This window comes from Streptomyces mirabilis (assembly GCF_039503195.1).
Classification (GTDB): Bacteria; Actinomycetota; Actinomycetes; order Streptomycetales; family Streptomycetaceae; genus Streptomyces; species Streptomyces mirabilis_D.
Genome location: NZ_JBCJKP010000001.1, coordinates 10,132,406 through 10,147,145 on the forward strand (window position 1 = coordinate 10,132,406; position 14,740 = coordinate 10,147,145).

Below are 14,740 nucleotides of genomic sequence, written 5' to 3' on the forward strand. Positions count from 1 at the left end.
CCTATCGCAGCGCGGCCCCCACCGCTCACCTCAGCGCACGCTGCCACCGCCGTGGCGCGCGTAGTGCTCGATCAGGGCCGCCCGGGTCGTCTCCAGCCGGTGCGCGAGGATCGCGGCGATGGTCCGGGTCAGCGACAGTTCCAGGGTCGGATCCCGGTCGCACAGCGTGCGCACCTCCGCGGCATCGAACTCGTACGCGCGTACGGGACTGAACGCCTCGGCGCCGAAGTCCCAGTGGTGCGGCGGGAACAGCCACGACCAGCCGAGCAGATCGCCGGGCCCCAGTGTCGCCACGGAGATGCGTCGCTCCCCGACGACCCGCTGGTACAGGGAGACCGTTCCGGAGCGGATCACCCAGAAACGGTCCGCGGTTCCCCCTGCCTCGAAGATCTTTCCGTCCGCCGGGAAGGAGACCTCCCGGGCCAGGGACATCAGCCGTTCCCTGTGGTCGGGGGAGAGGGCGGGCAGCAGCCGGAGAGCAGTGGGCATCGCGGACCTCCATCGCACCGCCGCAGGGCCCCATGGACGCGACGGCACATGTCGTACCGGTGTATCCCGTCACCTCCATTGGACCGGCAACCACGGAATTCGTCGCGCCGGGGGCCGGATGGAGACCGTGCGCCCTGCCGCAAGCCGCTCAGGGCAGTGGCTGTTCGGCCCAGATGACCTTGCCTGCCGGGGTGTATCGGGTGCCCCAGCGTTCGGCGAGCTGGGCGACGAGGAACAGGCCGCGTCCGCCCTCGTCTGTGGTGGCCGCGTACCGCAGGCGGGGTGAGGTGCTGCTGTTGTCCGAGACCTCGCAGATCAGGCTGCGGTCACGCAGTACGCGGACCTGGATGGTGCCGCTGCCGTAGCGGATGGCGTTCGTGACCAGCTCGCTGAGGATCAGCTCGGTGGTGAACGCCATGTCGTCGAGGTCCCACTCCGCCAGCTGCCGGGTGACCGAGGCGCGTACCTCCCCCACCGCCGCCGGTTCGGACGGCACCTGCCATTCGGCGATGTGCTCGGCGCCGAGCGCGCGGGTGCCCGCGACGATCAGGGCGATGTCGTCGCTCGGGCGGTCCGGGAGCAGGGCGTCCAGGACCACCTGACAGGTGTCGTCCGGTGACCGGTCGACCCCTGTGAGCACGGCGCGCAGCAGCTCGAGCCCCTCGTCGATGTCCCGTTCCCGGTCCTCGACGAGTCCATCCGTGTAGAGCACCAGACGGCTGCCCTCCTCCAGCTTGAGTTCGGCCGTCTCGAACGGCAGACCCCCGAGCCCCAGCGGGGGCCCGGCGGGCACATCCGGGAATTCCACGCTGCCGTCGGGACGGACCAGCGCCGGGGGCGGATGGCCGGCCCGGGTGACCGTGCAGAGCCGGGAGGCCGGGTCGTAGACGGCGTACAGGCAGGTGGCGCCGGTGATCGCGGCGCTGTTGTCCGCCGACGCCTCGTCCTGGTCGATGCGGCCGACCAGCTCGTCGAGGAGCCCGATGATCTCGTCGGGCGGCAGGTCCAGGGCGGAGAAGTTGTGGACGGCGGTCCGCAGGCGTCCCATCGTGGCCGCCGCGTGCAGCCCGTGGCCGACGACATCGCCCACGACGACGGCGACCCGGGCGCCGGACAGCGGCAGCACGTCGAACCAGTCCCCGCCCACCCCCGCCTGCGCCGGAAGATAGCGGTAGGCGATGTCCAGGGCGCTCTGCTCGGGCAGGTTGCGCGGCAGCAGACTGCGTTGCAGCGTCACGGCCATGGTGTGCTCGCGCGTGTAGCGGCGCGCGTTGTCGATGGAGACGGCGGCACGGGCGACCAGTTCCTCGGCGAGGGCCAGCTCCTCCTCGTCGAAGGGCTCGGGCTTGCGGGAACGCCAGAAGTTGACGACGCCCATCACCAGGGGGCCGACCCGAAGGGGCACGGTGATCAGCGAGTGGATGCCGTACTCCACCACCTGCGTCGTGCGTTCCAGGTCCTGGGCGAGCCAGCCGGGGGCCCCTTCGAGGTCCGGTTCGACGACGCCCTCGCCCGTGCGCAGGCTCCGGGCCTGGGGCGTGGAGGCGATGAAGCGGATCTTCTCGCCCACCGGGTAGAGCGGGGCGTCCTTGCGGATGCCGCTGTACGCGGTACGGCGCAGCTCGGTGACGCGGTCCGGCTCCTCCCCGTTCAGTACGGAGTCCGCCAGGTCCACGGTCGCGAAGTCCGCGAACCGCGGAACGGCCACCTCGGCCAGCGTCTCGGCGGTGCGGGTCACGTCCAGACTGGTGCCGACGCCCACCCCGATGTCGTACAGGAGCTTGAGGCGCTCGCGCGCCACCTCGGCCCGGCCGGACAGCGCGCGCAGCTCGGTCGAGTCACGCAGGGTGGCGACACTGCCGGGCGGCCCGCCCTGGAGGTCCGTGGGCCGCTGGTTGATGGCCAGCAGCCGGTCCCCGACCAGATGCACCTCGTCCGTGGCGACCCGTCCCGAGGCCAGCAGGTCGGCGGTGTCCGCCTCGAGGCCCAGTTCCAGGACATGCCGCCCCTCGGCGTCGGCGGGCAGGTCGAGCAGGCGCTGTGCCTCGTCGTTGGCGAGCAGTAGTCGTCCCTCGCCGCCGGCGATGATCACCCCCTCCCGGACGGCGTGCAGCACCGCGTCGTGGTGCTCGTACATCCGGGTCATCTCGTACGGGCCCAGGCCGTGTGTCTGGCGCAGCAGGCGTCGGCTCACGAGCGCCGTACCCCCGGTGGCCAGGGCGAGCGCGGCGGCCGCGGCGCCCAGCAGGAGGGGCAGCTGCCGGTCCGCGACCCCGCCCACGTTGGCGGTGGTGATACCGGCCGACACCATGCCCACGACCTTGCCGTCGGGCGCCTTGACGGGAACCGTGGCCTGCACCAGCGGCCCGATGGTCCCGTTGATCTCCTCGATGATGGGATGGCCGGCCAGCACGGGGGCGGTGTTCCCGACGAACTTCTTGCCGATCCGGTCCGGCTTGGGGTGGGTGTAGCGGATCCCGTCGGTGTTCATCACGACGATGAAGTCCACGTGGGACCGCATACGGGCGGCCTCGGCCTGCGGCTGCAGCACGAGCGTGGGGTGGGGCCTGCTCAGCGCCTCACGGGTGCCGGGCGCGTTGGCGAACGTCTCGGCCACGGCCAGCGAACGATTGCGGGCCTCCTGGGTGCTGTCGTGCCGTACCTGCAGCACCAGCGCCACCACCGCGGAGACGATGAGCAGCAGCACGATCACCACTTGCAGCACGAACACCTGGCCCGCGACGCTGCGTCCGCCCAGCGCGGACCGCGGTCCCCACGCGGGTCTGCCCCCCGCGCGCGGACCGCCTGGGCGAGGGGTCGACCGAGCCCGGGATCGACCCAAGAGCCGGACCATGTGCCTATGTCTACACTGCCGGGCGCCCCGAGGCGAGAGGCAGCGCGTGGCGTGACAGGGGCCGGTCGGGGCCCGCGGCACGGGCCGCTCGGCGAGTGCTGCTGTCGGGCTGATCTGGCCGCATCATGGAGGGGGGTCGATTTGGCCGCTTATGTAACTCTGGCTCGTCTCGGGTACGGGAGGTCGTCATGCACACTCCGGACCGCTACCGGTTGATCTTCACCCATCAGGAATCAGGCGTCGGCGTCATCACCGACGAGGTGGTCGTCGAACGGACCGACGCCCTTGGACCGGGCGGGAACCCGGTGTACTCCGACCCCACCGGCATCCTCCGCGCCGAGATCAGCACGGCCGGGGAAGTGCGGATGCTGGCCAGCGGCGGCTACCAGTCACCGATGGTGCCCACCGCCGAACCACTGCCCTGACCGTTCGGTCCGGCCCGCGACGAGCCGGTCGCGGGCCAGGTCAGTACGGCCAGGGCGCCGAGCGTGAGCACTCCGCCGACCAGGAAGGTCCCGCGCACCCCGACGGCGTGGAGCAGGGCGCCACCGGTCAGCGCGCCCGCCGCGACGCCCGCGTTGAAGGCGGCCGAGTTCGCCGCCAGGGCGAGTTCCGTGCGCCCGGGTGCGACGTGGAGGACCTGGCTCTGCGTGGCCATGAAGACGGGTCCCACCGACGCGCCCAGGAGCATCAGCAGGGCGACGGCCGCCACCTGGCTGCGCCCGCCGCCCAGGTACAGCCCGAGCAGCGCCGCCGCCTGGGTCGCCACCGGGACCGTCAGGGTCGCGCGCGGGAAACGGTCGAGGAGCGGGCCGGCCGCCGAGACGCCCGCGATGCCCGCCACCCCGAACGCCAGCAGTACGGCGCTCACCGACTCCCTGGAGAAACCGCTCACCTCGTCGAGGAAGGCGACGACGTACGTGAATCCCGCGAAGGCGCCGGTGACCGACAGCGCGGTGGTCGCCAGCACCACGGCGAACCGGCGGACGTCGGGGGTCGCCCCGTACGCCGCGTGCCCCTCGTCCGGGCGCGAGGTCGGCAGCAGGAGGGCGACGGCGACGAGCGCGACGAGGCCGAGCGCGCCGAGTACCACGAAGGGTGCCCGCCAGCCGCTGTGCCCGCCCAGCCAGGTACCCGCCGGAACCCCGAGCACCGTGGCGAGCGAGCCCCCGACGGAGAGCAGCCCGATCACCCGCCCGCGCCGCTCGGGCGGGAACAATCCCACGGCGACCGGACCCATCACCGCCCAGAACAGCGCCTGGGCCAGCGCGGTCGCGATCCGTGCCGCGAGCAGGAAGCCGTACGAGACACCGCTCAGCGCCGACATCCAGCTGGCCGCCACGAGCAGTCCCAGCAGGCCCGACAGCAGATGGCGGCGAGGGATCGACCGGGTCAGGTGCGCGACGGGCAGCGAGACGACGGCCACGGTCAGGCCGTAGCCGGTGACCAGCAGCCCGACGGAGGAGAGCGACACGCGCAGGTCGTCCGCGATGAGCGGGAGCAGTCCGACGGGCAGATTCTCCGTGGTGTTGAAGGTGAACGCGGCCAGCATGAGCGCGGCGACGACGGCGGCCCTGCGCCAGGCGGTGAGAAGAACGCTCGCCATCCACGAGCCTTTCTGCGAAGGGGCGTTGAGGGGGTGCCGAAGGGGGACGGGCGGTCGGACGCGGCCACGGGCCAGCCTGCGTGGCCGCCGCGCGGGCCACTACTCTTTCGGCTGGAGCCGAATCGCCCATCCCGACTCCGTGCGCTCGGCCGAAGACCCGTCGGAGACTGTTTTGCCGCTGACCCTGCACCTCGGCACCGACGATCTGACGCGCTGCCGGTTCGCGGTGTCCCCGCTCTGCCAGACGCACGAGGCGCTGCGCATGCTGCGGCGCCCGGACCGGCACGCCTTCCACCGGGACTGGCTGCGGCGCGTGCGCGACATCGTGGCGGGGCTGGACCTGGCGGAGCTGTGGCTGTTCATCCCTCGCAAGGGCGGTTACACCCCGGACTTCCTCGGACCGCCGCCGCGGACGCCGAACGCGTCCTTCGACGAGGAACTGGCCCTGATGCGCGCCACCGACCCCGCCCTGGCCCGTACGGAGCTGGCGCGTTCGCTCGCCTGCACACCCGGCGCCGCCGCATCGCCGTACGGGCGGGCGGCGTTGGAGGACCCGGCGGGCACCGTGCGACGCCTCGCCGACCTCACCGAGCGGGCCTGGCACGCGCTGCTCGCCCCGGACTGGCCTCGCCACCAGGCTCTCCTGGAGGCCGATATCGCCCACCGCTCACGGCAGTTGGCGGACGGCGGACTCGTGGCACTCTTCGGAGACCTGCACCCGGAGATCGGATGGGCGGACGACACCCTCACCCTGCGCAGGTACGCCGATCTGAAGGAGGCGCAGGGGCCCGACGGGCGGGGTGTGCTGCTGATGCCCAGTGTCTTCGTACGGCCGGACGTGGTGAGCGGCTTCGCCCGGCCCTGGCAGCCGACGGTGATCTATCCGGCCCGGGGCACGGGCGGCCCGCCGGCCGGGGCCGCCCCCGCCGAGGCGCCCGCCGCGCTGGCCCGGCTGCTCGGACCGCACCGCGCCGCCGTCCTCCTCGGCCTCGACGGTCCCGCCTCGACCACGACCCTGGCGAACCGCCACGGTCTGGCCCCCTCGTCCGTCTCGTCCCACCTCTCGGTGCTGCGCGAGGCCGGACTGCTGGTGTCGCACCGGCAGGGGCAGTACGTCCTCTACGAGCGCACGGCGCTGGGGGACGCACTGGCAGCCGGGGCCCGATGAGTCACCCGGCGCCCTTGCAGGTGACGGTGAAGTGCGCTCCGTCGGGGTCGGTGAGGATGGCCTCGGTCGAGCCGAGTCCCTGCTGGTGGGCCGTGCCGCCGTGGGCGCGGGCGGCGCGGGCGGCGGCCTCGACGTCGTCGACGGTGAAGTGGATCTGCCAGTGCGGCCGGATGGTCGGGTCGGGCGCGGCCTCGACCGCGCCGGAGTGGATACGGGCCACGACGTCGCCCCGGCTGCGCAGCACGACCTCGTTGTCCTCGTAGCGCACCTCGCAGGACCGGGGGTCCGAGGACGCCCACTCCAGGACCTCCGCGTAGAAGATGGCGGCGTCGAAGGCGTCGCGGGTGTGCAGCCGTACGAAGACCGGTGCCGCCCGGCGCCACTCCTCCCAGCCGGCCACCAGCTCGCCCTCCCAGATGCCGAACACCGCTCCGTCCCGGTCGGCCAGCAGCGCCGCCCGGCCCGGCGGGAACGAGATCGGCCCCACCGCGGTCGTACCCCCGCGCTCCTGGCTACGCGACACGGTCTCGTCCGCACTCGCCACCGCGAAATACGGGGTCCACGTGGCCATCCTCTCGCCGATGCCGGACATCGCCGAGACGCCGGCCACCGGCACCCCGTTGACCCGGGCGAACCGGTACTCCCTGCCCAGCCTGCCCGTGTGCCACTCCCAGCCCAGTACGGCGTGGTAGAAATCCTGCGCGGCCCGCAGATCGCGTGTGGCCAGGCTGACCCAGCAGGGCGCTCCGAACACCGAGTGGCTGGGGACAACCGCACGGTCGAGTGTTCCGTCGCTCTTCATCGCTGTACCGTCCTGACCTCACTGGCCGCCAGCGGCCGGACGCGAGTACTCCGGGATGCCGGTGGCGTACGGCAAGCGAGCGGCGCCCGCCCAGCCCGGGGAGGCCTTCCGCACCGGAAGGCCTCCGACGGCTCAGGAGTACCCGCGGATCCGCTGTCTCATCAGCTCCAGCATCCCCCGCCTCGGCCTCCTACGCACCATACAAGGACATAAACGGGCATAAATGGATTTACCCCAGGGGGCGCTCGAAGGTCAGGAGCAGCCCCTCCACCGAGCCGGGGCCTATGCGGCCCTTGACATCGGCGGACGTGATCGCCTTGAGCGCCCAGCCGTCCCCGGCGTGCTTGTTCAGAACCTTCTCCAGCTTGTCGCTGTCCAGCGCGTCGCCGATGAGCGACTCCCGGAAGGTGACGACCTTGTACTCGTACGTGTAAGCGTTGCTCATGACTGCGGGGTTCTCCTGCGGTTCGAACGGTAGGGCCGCGCCCACCCAATCACTGTTCGATGCCGCCGCACAGGGGAGAGGCCGGTCCGTACGGATACCTTTGGTGAAGCTTCATGGAGGGTCGGTCCGGGGGACGGGGAAGGACCGGCCGGGCGGAGGGAACTCATGGACGAATCACCGGGCAGCGGTCACATACCCGCGACCGAGAAGCCTTCCGGAGACACTGCCGCCGACGAAGGGGGCGTGGACACCTTCGCCGGGCTGCGGGCGCGCGACTTCGGCTATCTCGACGAGGGCGGCCACACCTACCTCGACCACACGGGCGCCGGGCTTCCGCCGCGCTCGCTCGTCACGGGGAGTGCCGAACGGATCACCGGCGGGTTATTCGGCAACCCGCACTCCGAGAGCCCGGCCTCCCGCGCCTCGGGCCTGCTGCTCGCGGAGGCCCGCCGCGCGGTGCTCCGGCACTTCGGCGCGGACCCCGCCGAGTACGCCGTGATCTTCACGCCCAACGCCACGGGCGCGCTGCGCCTGGTCGGCGAGGCGTATCCGTTCGCGCGCGGCAGCAGGCTGGTGATGTCGCTGGACAACCACAACTCGGTCAACGGTCTGCGCGAGTACGCGCGGGCCAGAGGAGCCGCGACGGCGTACGTCCCCGTGAGCGGGGCCGGTCTGCGGATCGACGAGGAACAGCTGTGGGGCGCGCTCACCGCGCGCGGACGCGGTCCCGGGCGTCACCTGAGCCGCCTGAGCCGCCTGGGGCGCCTGAGCCGCCTGGGGCGCCTGGGGCGGCGTGGGGGCGGGGGGCCGCGCGGGCTGCTGGCCTACCCGGCCCAGAGCAACTTCACCGGCGTCCAGCATCCGCTGGAGTGGATCGCGCGGGCACAGGAGCAGGGCTACGACGTCCTGCTGGACGCGGCCGCCTTCGTGCCGACGAACCCGCTCGATCTCGGCCGGTTCCACCCGGACTTCACCGTGGTCAGCTGGTACAAGGTCTTCGGCCACCCCACCGGCATCGGCAGTCTGGTCGCCCGCCGGGAGGCCCTCGCCAAGCTGCGTCGGCCCTGGTTCTCCGGTGGCACGATCTACGCGGTCAGCGCGCAGGCGCAGTGGCACGTCCTCGCCGACGACGAGGCGGCCTTCGAGGACGGCACGGTGAACTTCCTGTCCGTGCCGGACGTCACCGCCGGGCTGGAGTGGATCGACCGCCTCGGCATGGACCGGGTGCACGCCCACGTCACCGCCCTCACCGACCAACTGCTCACCGGTCTGCGCGCGTTGCGCCACAGCGACGACTCCCCGATGGCCCGCGTGTACGGCCCCTTGGACGTCGGGGCGGCCCGTGGCGGCACGGTCGCGCTCAACCTGTTGGGTGCGGACGGCCGGATCGTCGACGAACGCGTCGTCACCCGTGACAGCGCCGCGCGCGGCATCTCCCTGCGGACCGGCTGCTTCTGCAACCCGGGTGCCGGCGAGGCGGCGTTCGCGCTGCCGCTGCGCAGGCTGCGCTCGGCCGCGGGCAGGCAACTCGGTTCGATGGAGGAGTACTTGGACCTGCTGCGGCTGCCTTCGGCGGGTGCCGTCCGCATCTCCCTGGGCGTGTCGTCCCAGCCCAGGGACATCGAGACGTTCCTGACGTTCGTGACCCAGACCTACCGCGACCGGGTGCCGGGGGCGTCGGGGCTGGCGGCTCGGGTGGGGTGCTGAGGGTCTGGCGGGGGTTGACAGCCGCTCAGCGACCCGCCCGGCTCCGTACCGCGCCCTCCCGGCACTTGCGCACCAGGACCGCCCATGTCGCCGCGAGGAACAGCACCGCGAACCCCGCGAGAATCAACCAGCCGCGGCTCGCCGGATGACCGAACGAGTCCCCGTACGAGTCCAGCAGCGGCGGACCCAGGGGCGACGCGCCCGTGCGCCACAACGACTCCAGGCCGACCCCGCTGCCCAGTGCCTCGAACGCCCACCGGTTCGTCATCGCCCAGCTGATCGCCTCCCCGGCACCGGTCATCCGCGGCACCGGCACGAACGCCCCCGAGAACAGCACCTGGGGGAAGCACAGCAGCGGCAGCATCAGCGTCGCCTGGCCCGGCTCCGTCACCGCGGCCGAGGCCAGCAGCCCCAGCGCGAGGGCCGCCGCCGAGGCCAGCACGCTCGACACGAGCAGCGAACCGTACGTGCCCCATCCTGCCGCGGGCAGCCGGTCCAGCGCCCTCAGCACCACCAGCAGCAGTACGTCGGCGACCGCGAGCACCGGCAGCATGGTGGTCAGCTTCGACGCGACGTAGGGACCGATCCGCAGCCCGGCCAGCCATTCCCGGCGCAGTACGGGCAGTTCGGTGCAGATCTGCAGCAACCCGTACGTCAGGCCGAAGAAGAACGCGCCGAACGCGATCCAGAACATGATCATCGCGGTCGATCCGGGGTCGGGCGCCGCGCGATCGAACGCGCCCGCCCGGAACAGCACCGCGAACATCGCCACGATCATCAACGGCGAACCCGCAAGGACGGCGACGGAGAGCCGGTTGTGCAGGAGGAGCGCGGTACCGCGACGGGTGAGCAGCACCCATTGGCGCAGGGCACCGACACGCCGGACAGGAACCGGAGGTGACGGTATGTCGGCGTTGTGCGCGTCGTCCGGCGGCGCGGCGCGCTCGACGCGTACGCCCTGGGCCACCGCCTCGTACACCTCCTCGACGGTGCCCACCCCGAACGCCCCGCACAGCGGGCCCGGTTCACCGGCGTACGCGACCTCGCCATCGGGGGAGAGGAACACCACATGGTCGCCGCGGAGCAGATCGGCGAGCGTGTGCGTGGTGAGGACGACGGTGGTGCCGTCCTCGGCCAGCGCGCGCAGGGTCCGCAGCAGGGCGGCACCGGTCACCGGGTCGAGCCCGGAGGTGGGCTCGTCGAGGAAGAGCACGCGGGGACGGGTGAGCAACTCGGCGGCGATACTGGCCCGTTTGCGCTCACCGCCGCTCAGCGCGCGCACGGGCGTCGCCGCCCGGGAGGAGAGACCCAGAGCCTCCAGGACCCGGTCCACACCCGCCGCGACGGACTCGGGCGTCGTGCCCGGCGGCATGCGCAGACCCGCCGCGTACACCAGCGTCCGGCGCAGCGGCAGCTCGCGGTGGATGATGTCCTCCTGCGGAACGAACCCGAACTCCGGCCCCGGCGGGCCGGGTTGCGTCCCGTCGTGCAGGACCGTCCCCTCCGTCGGCGCGCGCAGCCCGGCGAGCGTCTGCAACAGGATCGTCTTGCCCGCCCCGCTGCTCCCGGCGATCACGGTGAGCCGCCCGGGCGCGACGTCGAGGGACACGTCGTGCAGGACGTTCCCAGCGCCGTGTATGCGCTGCCCGACTGAACGTGCCTGTATGCGCAGGCCGTTGACCGAGGTGGCGGAGGCTTCGGCGGACGAGGACGGCTGCATGGGCGTCGGCATGGGTGCAGCATGCCAGGGGGCGGCGTACCGCGCGGCCCCACCGTACGCGCACGCCCCGCAGGACGCGGCGTTCCGCGCGGGCTACCCCGGTGTCGCGAACCCCGGCGACCGGGCCGGCTCCGGGCGATGGACGCCGCGCGGCCGGTACCCGAGCCGGTCCGCCACGCCCACCAGATCCGCGAGCAGCCATACGATCGCGAGCCACATCTCGGTGCCCTGAAGCCCCGGCTCCCGGCCGGGACCCCCACCGCCCTCGCCCGCGGGACCGAAACCGAATCCGGCGCCGTCCCGCCACCGCCCCAGTGCCCGCGTCAGCTGCTCCTCGGCCCACGCCCGCACCTCGGCCGCCCGATGTCCGCTGCGCCGTCCCGCGAGCCGCAGGGGATGGGCCACGTCCAGCACGTTGCAGGCGTTCTCCCGGCCGGCCGCGAACCAGCGCTGATCGCGGCCATGGGCCAGTACGGTGTCCACGACCCGCTCCGCATACGGCACATCGAACCCGAACTGGGCGTAGGAGCCCCGGGTGAGCCGGTAGTAGCCGTTGACCAGCTGCAACCGGCCCGCGGCGGGCGACCCGGCGGTGCCCCACATCCCCGTCCACGGGTCCACCCGTGTGGTGAGCCAGCCGAACAGCGCCTCCAGCGCGCCCGGCTCCCCGTCCTCGACGCCGAGCTCCAGATTGCGATGGGCGCCGGTCGCCCAGCAGTCCACCCACGCGCCGGCGGACCAGGTCCGCGTCCGCCACGGCAGTGACTCCAGCCGCGCCAACAGCTGAACTGCGGTCATGCGGCGTACCACGTGCACTGGTTGGGTGAGGCGGGAGCCCAGCAGGTCCAGGGCGTAGCCCACGGCCAGCACGTGGTACTCGGCGGTGCCGTCATCGATCCAGCCGTCGGCTGCCGGGGCGGGAAGCGCCCGGACCGCCGTCCGGAGCGAACTCGGGCACCAGTCCACTGCCCGGATCCTGAAGGGCGCGCAGCCGCGCGGCGTGTTCGTCGGCGGCCAACTGCTCCGGAGGCGAGCCCAGCAGCAGGTCGGCGATCTCGACGGCGTCGCAGTGTGCTCGAACGGTCGCGGGACCGCCCGGCCGGTCGGCGTAGCGGCCGGTGTCGGGGTTCCAGCAGCGGGCGAGGATTTCGGCGGCCTGCGCCCGGGCCCGGTCGGCGAACCGGGCGACGGCGTCCCCCAAGTCGCCCGACGGCTCACCCGGGCGGTCGCCCGGCAGGCCGTCCGAGAGCCCGCCCGGCAGGTCGCCCGAGACCGCGCGATCCCGTCGTGGTCCGCCCTGGGCGCGGCGATCGCGCAGGGGGCGGGCCGGGTTGCCCGCCGCGACCGTCCACGGCGCCAGATCCTTGGTGACCACCGCGCCCGCGCCCACGACGCAGTGGTCGCCGATCGTCACCCCGTCCAGTACGACCACGTGCGAGCCGATCCACACGTCGTCGCCGACGGTGATGCCCTCGCCGGTGAGGGGCTGCCGGTGCACCGGCCGGTCCGGGGCGAAGCCGTGGTTGAAGCCGAGCAGTGAACTGTGCGCGCCGATCCGGACCCCGTCGCCGAGGGCGATCCGGCCCCGGACGGTGGCATACGGGTTGACCGTGCAGTCGTCGCCCGCGGTCACCTCACCGGTCACGTAGGCGTGCCCGGCGATGTAGGAGTCGGTGCCCAGGCGCAGTGTGTCGGTGAAGACCCCGGCGGCCGGCGAGACGTAACAACGCGGCCCGAGGTGCGCGCCTGATTCCGTCAGCCGTAGCTGGCGCGCGTCCTGCGCGGCCCGCTGCCCGGCGGAGGCGCGGCCCACGAAGTCCCAGGGGCAGTAGTCGAAGTAGGCGTCATCGAGAGCGGTTTGCGCGTCCATCGCACGGGAGTCTAGAGAGCGCTTGCTGTCCGGGCAACGCCCGTCGATGCCGCCACCGCGCGCCGCGGCTCTCCCCTGCGCTGCGGCTCCTTCGTGCGACGCGGCCGACGCCGGCGGTAATCGGCCCGGGCTGCGACCGCACACCCCGTGATGGCGCACCGCCGCAGCCCGGAACACTCCGTGGGACCGCGTCTGCGCGCACGCGGGCTCCCCCATCCCCGCAGCGAGACGACCGGTCCGCACGTTGTGTCGTGATCCTGCAATCCCCGGCCAGGCATGTCAACTGCTCTAGCCGCGTAAGGCTATTGGAGTGTCTTCCGCTCTGACTGGCCGAGCCCGGCAGCGGCTAAAGTCTCCGAAGTCAACGTGCAGTCCCCCCGTCCGACACCAGGAGACCTGCCGGTGAGAGAAACGCGCCCGGCGCTCGCCGAGACCCTCAGCCGTATCGGCTCCCTCATCGGGGACGGGCGAAGCCGCGACGACGTGCTCGACGTGGAGCGGCTCTCGAACGAAAGCGGTGTCCCGCGAGACGTCGTCCGGATGCTCCTGGACGGCGAGGAGCCGCCCGCCGAGGACATCACCGACCGGATCGTCCGCCGCATCGTCCACCTGCGCGAGACACGCCTGCGCCCCGACGGAACCCGTCACTCCTACGACGAGATCGCCGCCTCCTACGGGGCCTCCCGGGCGTCCCTGTCGAACCTCGTCAACAGCCGCCGGAAGACGCCCTCGCCACAGATGCCTTCGCGGCAGGCGCTCTCGCGGCAAGGGCTCTCGGAGCAGGTGCCTTCGGAGCAGGTGCTCTCGGAGCAGGAGCCTTCGCAACAGACGGGGGAGCGGCGCCCGGCACGCTCCGGTGGCCCGTTGGCATCCACCCAGGCCGGCATCGAGACGTTCTTCTTCGGCCAGCCCAACGGCTGGCTCTCCGCCGAACCGCAGACCTCTCTCGACAACGCCCTCCAGTCCGTCCTGCACGGCCTGGAGGGAGAGGCGGCCGATCCGATGGCTCGGCTGCGCGGTACGCACGGACTGAGGGAGTTGGCCGCCCGCGCCCCGCAATTGGCCGAAGAAGAGCTTCAGTTGGTCACTGACTGGATCGACACCATCCTGCGGCGCAGAAACGCTCAGCGGGTACGGGGTTCGGGGTCGGACAGTTCGCACACCGAAGGGCACTGACCGTGAGGGCACCGGGTCGTACGCAGGCGCGTCGCCGCCCGGGGCGGGAAGCCCACGCCGCGCCGGCCGCCGGGCACAGCCACCGGCGGGCGTCCTGCGCGCGCGCCGGAGCGCGTCCGGAACGCATGGGATGCGCCAGGCCCGGATGCGGGTGTATCCCGTTTGATCGGTATTTGATCCCCCTCAGCTTGCTGCACACCGAAGAGCCTGGCGTGGCCGACAAGGCACCTTGTTTGGCATATTGACAGGCCGAGTGGGGCGTACCTTCGGGCCGGGTGGGTGCAGGCAGGGTGGGATCGGCGGGCGTCGTGCGACGGTGCCCCATGCTGAAGTTCGCGGGGGAGAGCGGTGCGCACAGGCAGAGCCAAGGAGATGCGGAACCTGATCGGCCAGTTGGCCGACGGCGTGAGCCTGCCCGTACCCGCCGCTCCTGACGCGCTGTTCGACGCGCTCATCGCCGTGGTCGCCGACATCAGGGGCCGTGAGGTCGTCCTCCTCAAAGAGGAGTTCCCGCACCGCACCGCCACGGGACTGTGGCTCGACCTGCCGGACCACGACATCGTCCTCGTCGACAAGCGGGCGGCGCCCGTCCACCAACTGGCCATCCTCTGCCACGAGATCTGGCACATGATCAAGGGCGATTGCGGACACCACGCCGCCGGCGTCCCCGTCGCCGCACGCGTGCTGAGCGACCGGGCCGATGTGCAGCGGACGGTGCGGGCCGTGGCCGCGCGAACCGAGTTCCACGAACGGTCGGAGCAGGAAGCCGAGACCTTCGCCCTGCGGGCGGTGACGCATCTGCGGATCTGGCTGGAAGGGGAACCGGACAACCTCGCCACGGACCGGTCCCGGATCGCCGGCCGGATCGGCGCCTCACTGGGACACCGCCGGTCCCAGGTCTGA

11 protein-coding genes and 1 pseudogene are annotated in these 14,740 nt (G+C 72.4%); 5 read left to right on the plus strand and 7 right to left on the minus strand.

Translation table 11 applies throughout. The features are described from left to right. Positions 1 to 30: 30 nt before the first annotated feature. Together AAFF41_RS46110 and AAFF41_RS46115 are read right to left on the minus strand one after the other, a co-directional pair. On the minus strand, positions 31 to 489 hold the full coding sequence (locus AAFF41_RS46110) for a cyclic nucleotide-binding domain-containing protein (RefSeq protein WP_319750396.1): 459 nt from the start codon (positions 487 to 489) through the stop codon (positions 31 to 33). A 148-nt stretch (positions 490 to 637) separates the two neighbouring features. Continuing rightward, the gene (locus tag AAFF41_RS46115) at positions 638 to 3,343 is read right to left on the minus strand and encodes a SpoIIE family protein phosphatase (RefSeq protein ID WP_343325952.1); all 2,706 of its coding nucleotides are present in this window, start codon (positions 3,341 to 3,343) and stop codon (positions 638 to 640) included. 188 nt (positions 3,344 to 3,531) lie between these two features. Between AAFF41_RS46115 and AAFF41_RS46120 the strand changes: the two genes are divergently transcribed. Further along, the gene (locus AAFF41_RS46120) at positions 3,532 to 3,768 is read left to right on the plus strand and encodes a DUF6296 family protein (protein WP_060900045.1); all 237 of its coding nucleotides are present in this window, start codon (positions 3,532 to 3,534) and stop codon (positions 3,766 to 3,768) included. Here the strand turns inward: AAFF41_RS46120 and AAFF41_RS46125 are convergent. Then, a complete protein-coding gene (locus tag AAFF41_RS46125; protein ID WP_343325953.1) occupies positions 3,726 to 4,949 on the minus strand; it encodes an MFS transporter in 1,224 nt (407 codons plus the stop codon). The two genes, AAFF41_RS46120 and AAFF41_RS46125, sit on opposite strands and share 43 nt — an antisense overlap. Positions 4,950 to 5,121: 172 nt before the next feature. Between AAFF41_RS46125 and AAFF41_RS46130 the strand changes: the two genes are divergently transcribed. Continuing rightward, entirely contained in the window at positions 5,122 to 6,117 is a 996-nt protein-coding gene (locus tag AAFF41_RS46130; protein WP_319750516.1) for a DUF5937 family protein, read from the plus strand. A gap of 1 nt (position 6,118) precedes the next feature. Here AAFF41_RS46130 and AAFF41_RS46135 read toward each other — a convergent pair whose 3' ends face one another. After that, a complete protein-coding gene (locus AAFF41_RS46135; RefSeq protein ID WP_319750393.1) occupies positions 6,119 to 6,919 on the minus strand; it encodes a VOC family protein in 801 nt (266 codons plus the stop codon). 229 nt (positions 6,920 to 7,148) lie between these two features. Next, a complete protein-coding gene (locus AAFF41_RS46140; protein ID WP_319750392.1) occupies positions 7,149 to 7,364 on the minus strand; it encodes a DUF4177 domain-containing protein in 216 nt (71 codons plus the stop codon). Positions 7,365 to 7,529: 165 nt separating this feature from the next. Here AAFF41_RS46140 and AAFF41_RS46145 point away from each other — a divergent pair, with 165 nt between their 5' ends. Next, a complete protein-coding gene (locus tag AAFF41_RS46145; RefSeq protein ID WP_343325954.1) occupies positions 7,530 to 9,071 on the plus strand; it encodes an aminotransferase class V-fold PLP-dependent enzyme in 1,542 nt (513 codons plus the stop codon). Between the two features lie 25 nt (positions 9,072 to 9,096). Here the strand turns inward: AAFF41_RS46145 and AAFF41_RS46150 are convergent, their stop codons facing one another. After that, positions 9,097 to 10,803 carry an ATP-binding cassette domain-containing protein gene (locus AAFF41_RS46150; RefSeq protein WP_319750390.1) on the minus strand — a complete coding sequence of 569 codons (1,707 nt, stop codon included), beginning with the start codon at positions 10,801 to 10,803 and terminating at the stop codon, positions 9,097 to 9,099. 81 nt (positions 10,804 to 10,884) lie between these two features. Next, positions 10,885 to 12,661, minus strand: a pseudogene (locus tag AAFF41_RS51955) (acyltransferase). Positions 12,662 to 13,063: 402 nt separating this feature from the next. Here AAFF41_RS51955 and AAFF41_RS46165 point away from each other — a divergent pair. Beyond that, positions 13,064 to 13,837: a hypothetical protein gene (locus AAFF41_RS46165; RefSeq protein WP_319750388.1), complete on the plus strand. Its 774-nt coding sequence runs from the start codon at positions 13,064 to 13,066 to the stop codon at positions 13,835 to 13,837. A 348-nt stretch (positions 13,838 to 14,185) separates the two neighbouring features. Beyond that, the gene (locus tag AAFF41_RS46170; RefSeq protein ID WP_319750387.1) at positions 14,186 to 14,740 is read left to right on the plus strand and encodes a toxin-antitoxin system, toxin component; all 555 of its coding nucleotides are present in this window, start codon (positions 14,186 to 14,188) and stop codon (positions 14,738 to 14,740) included.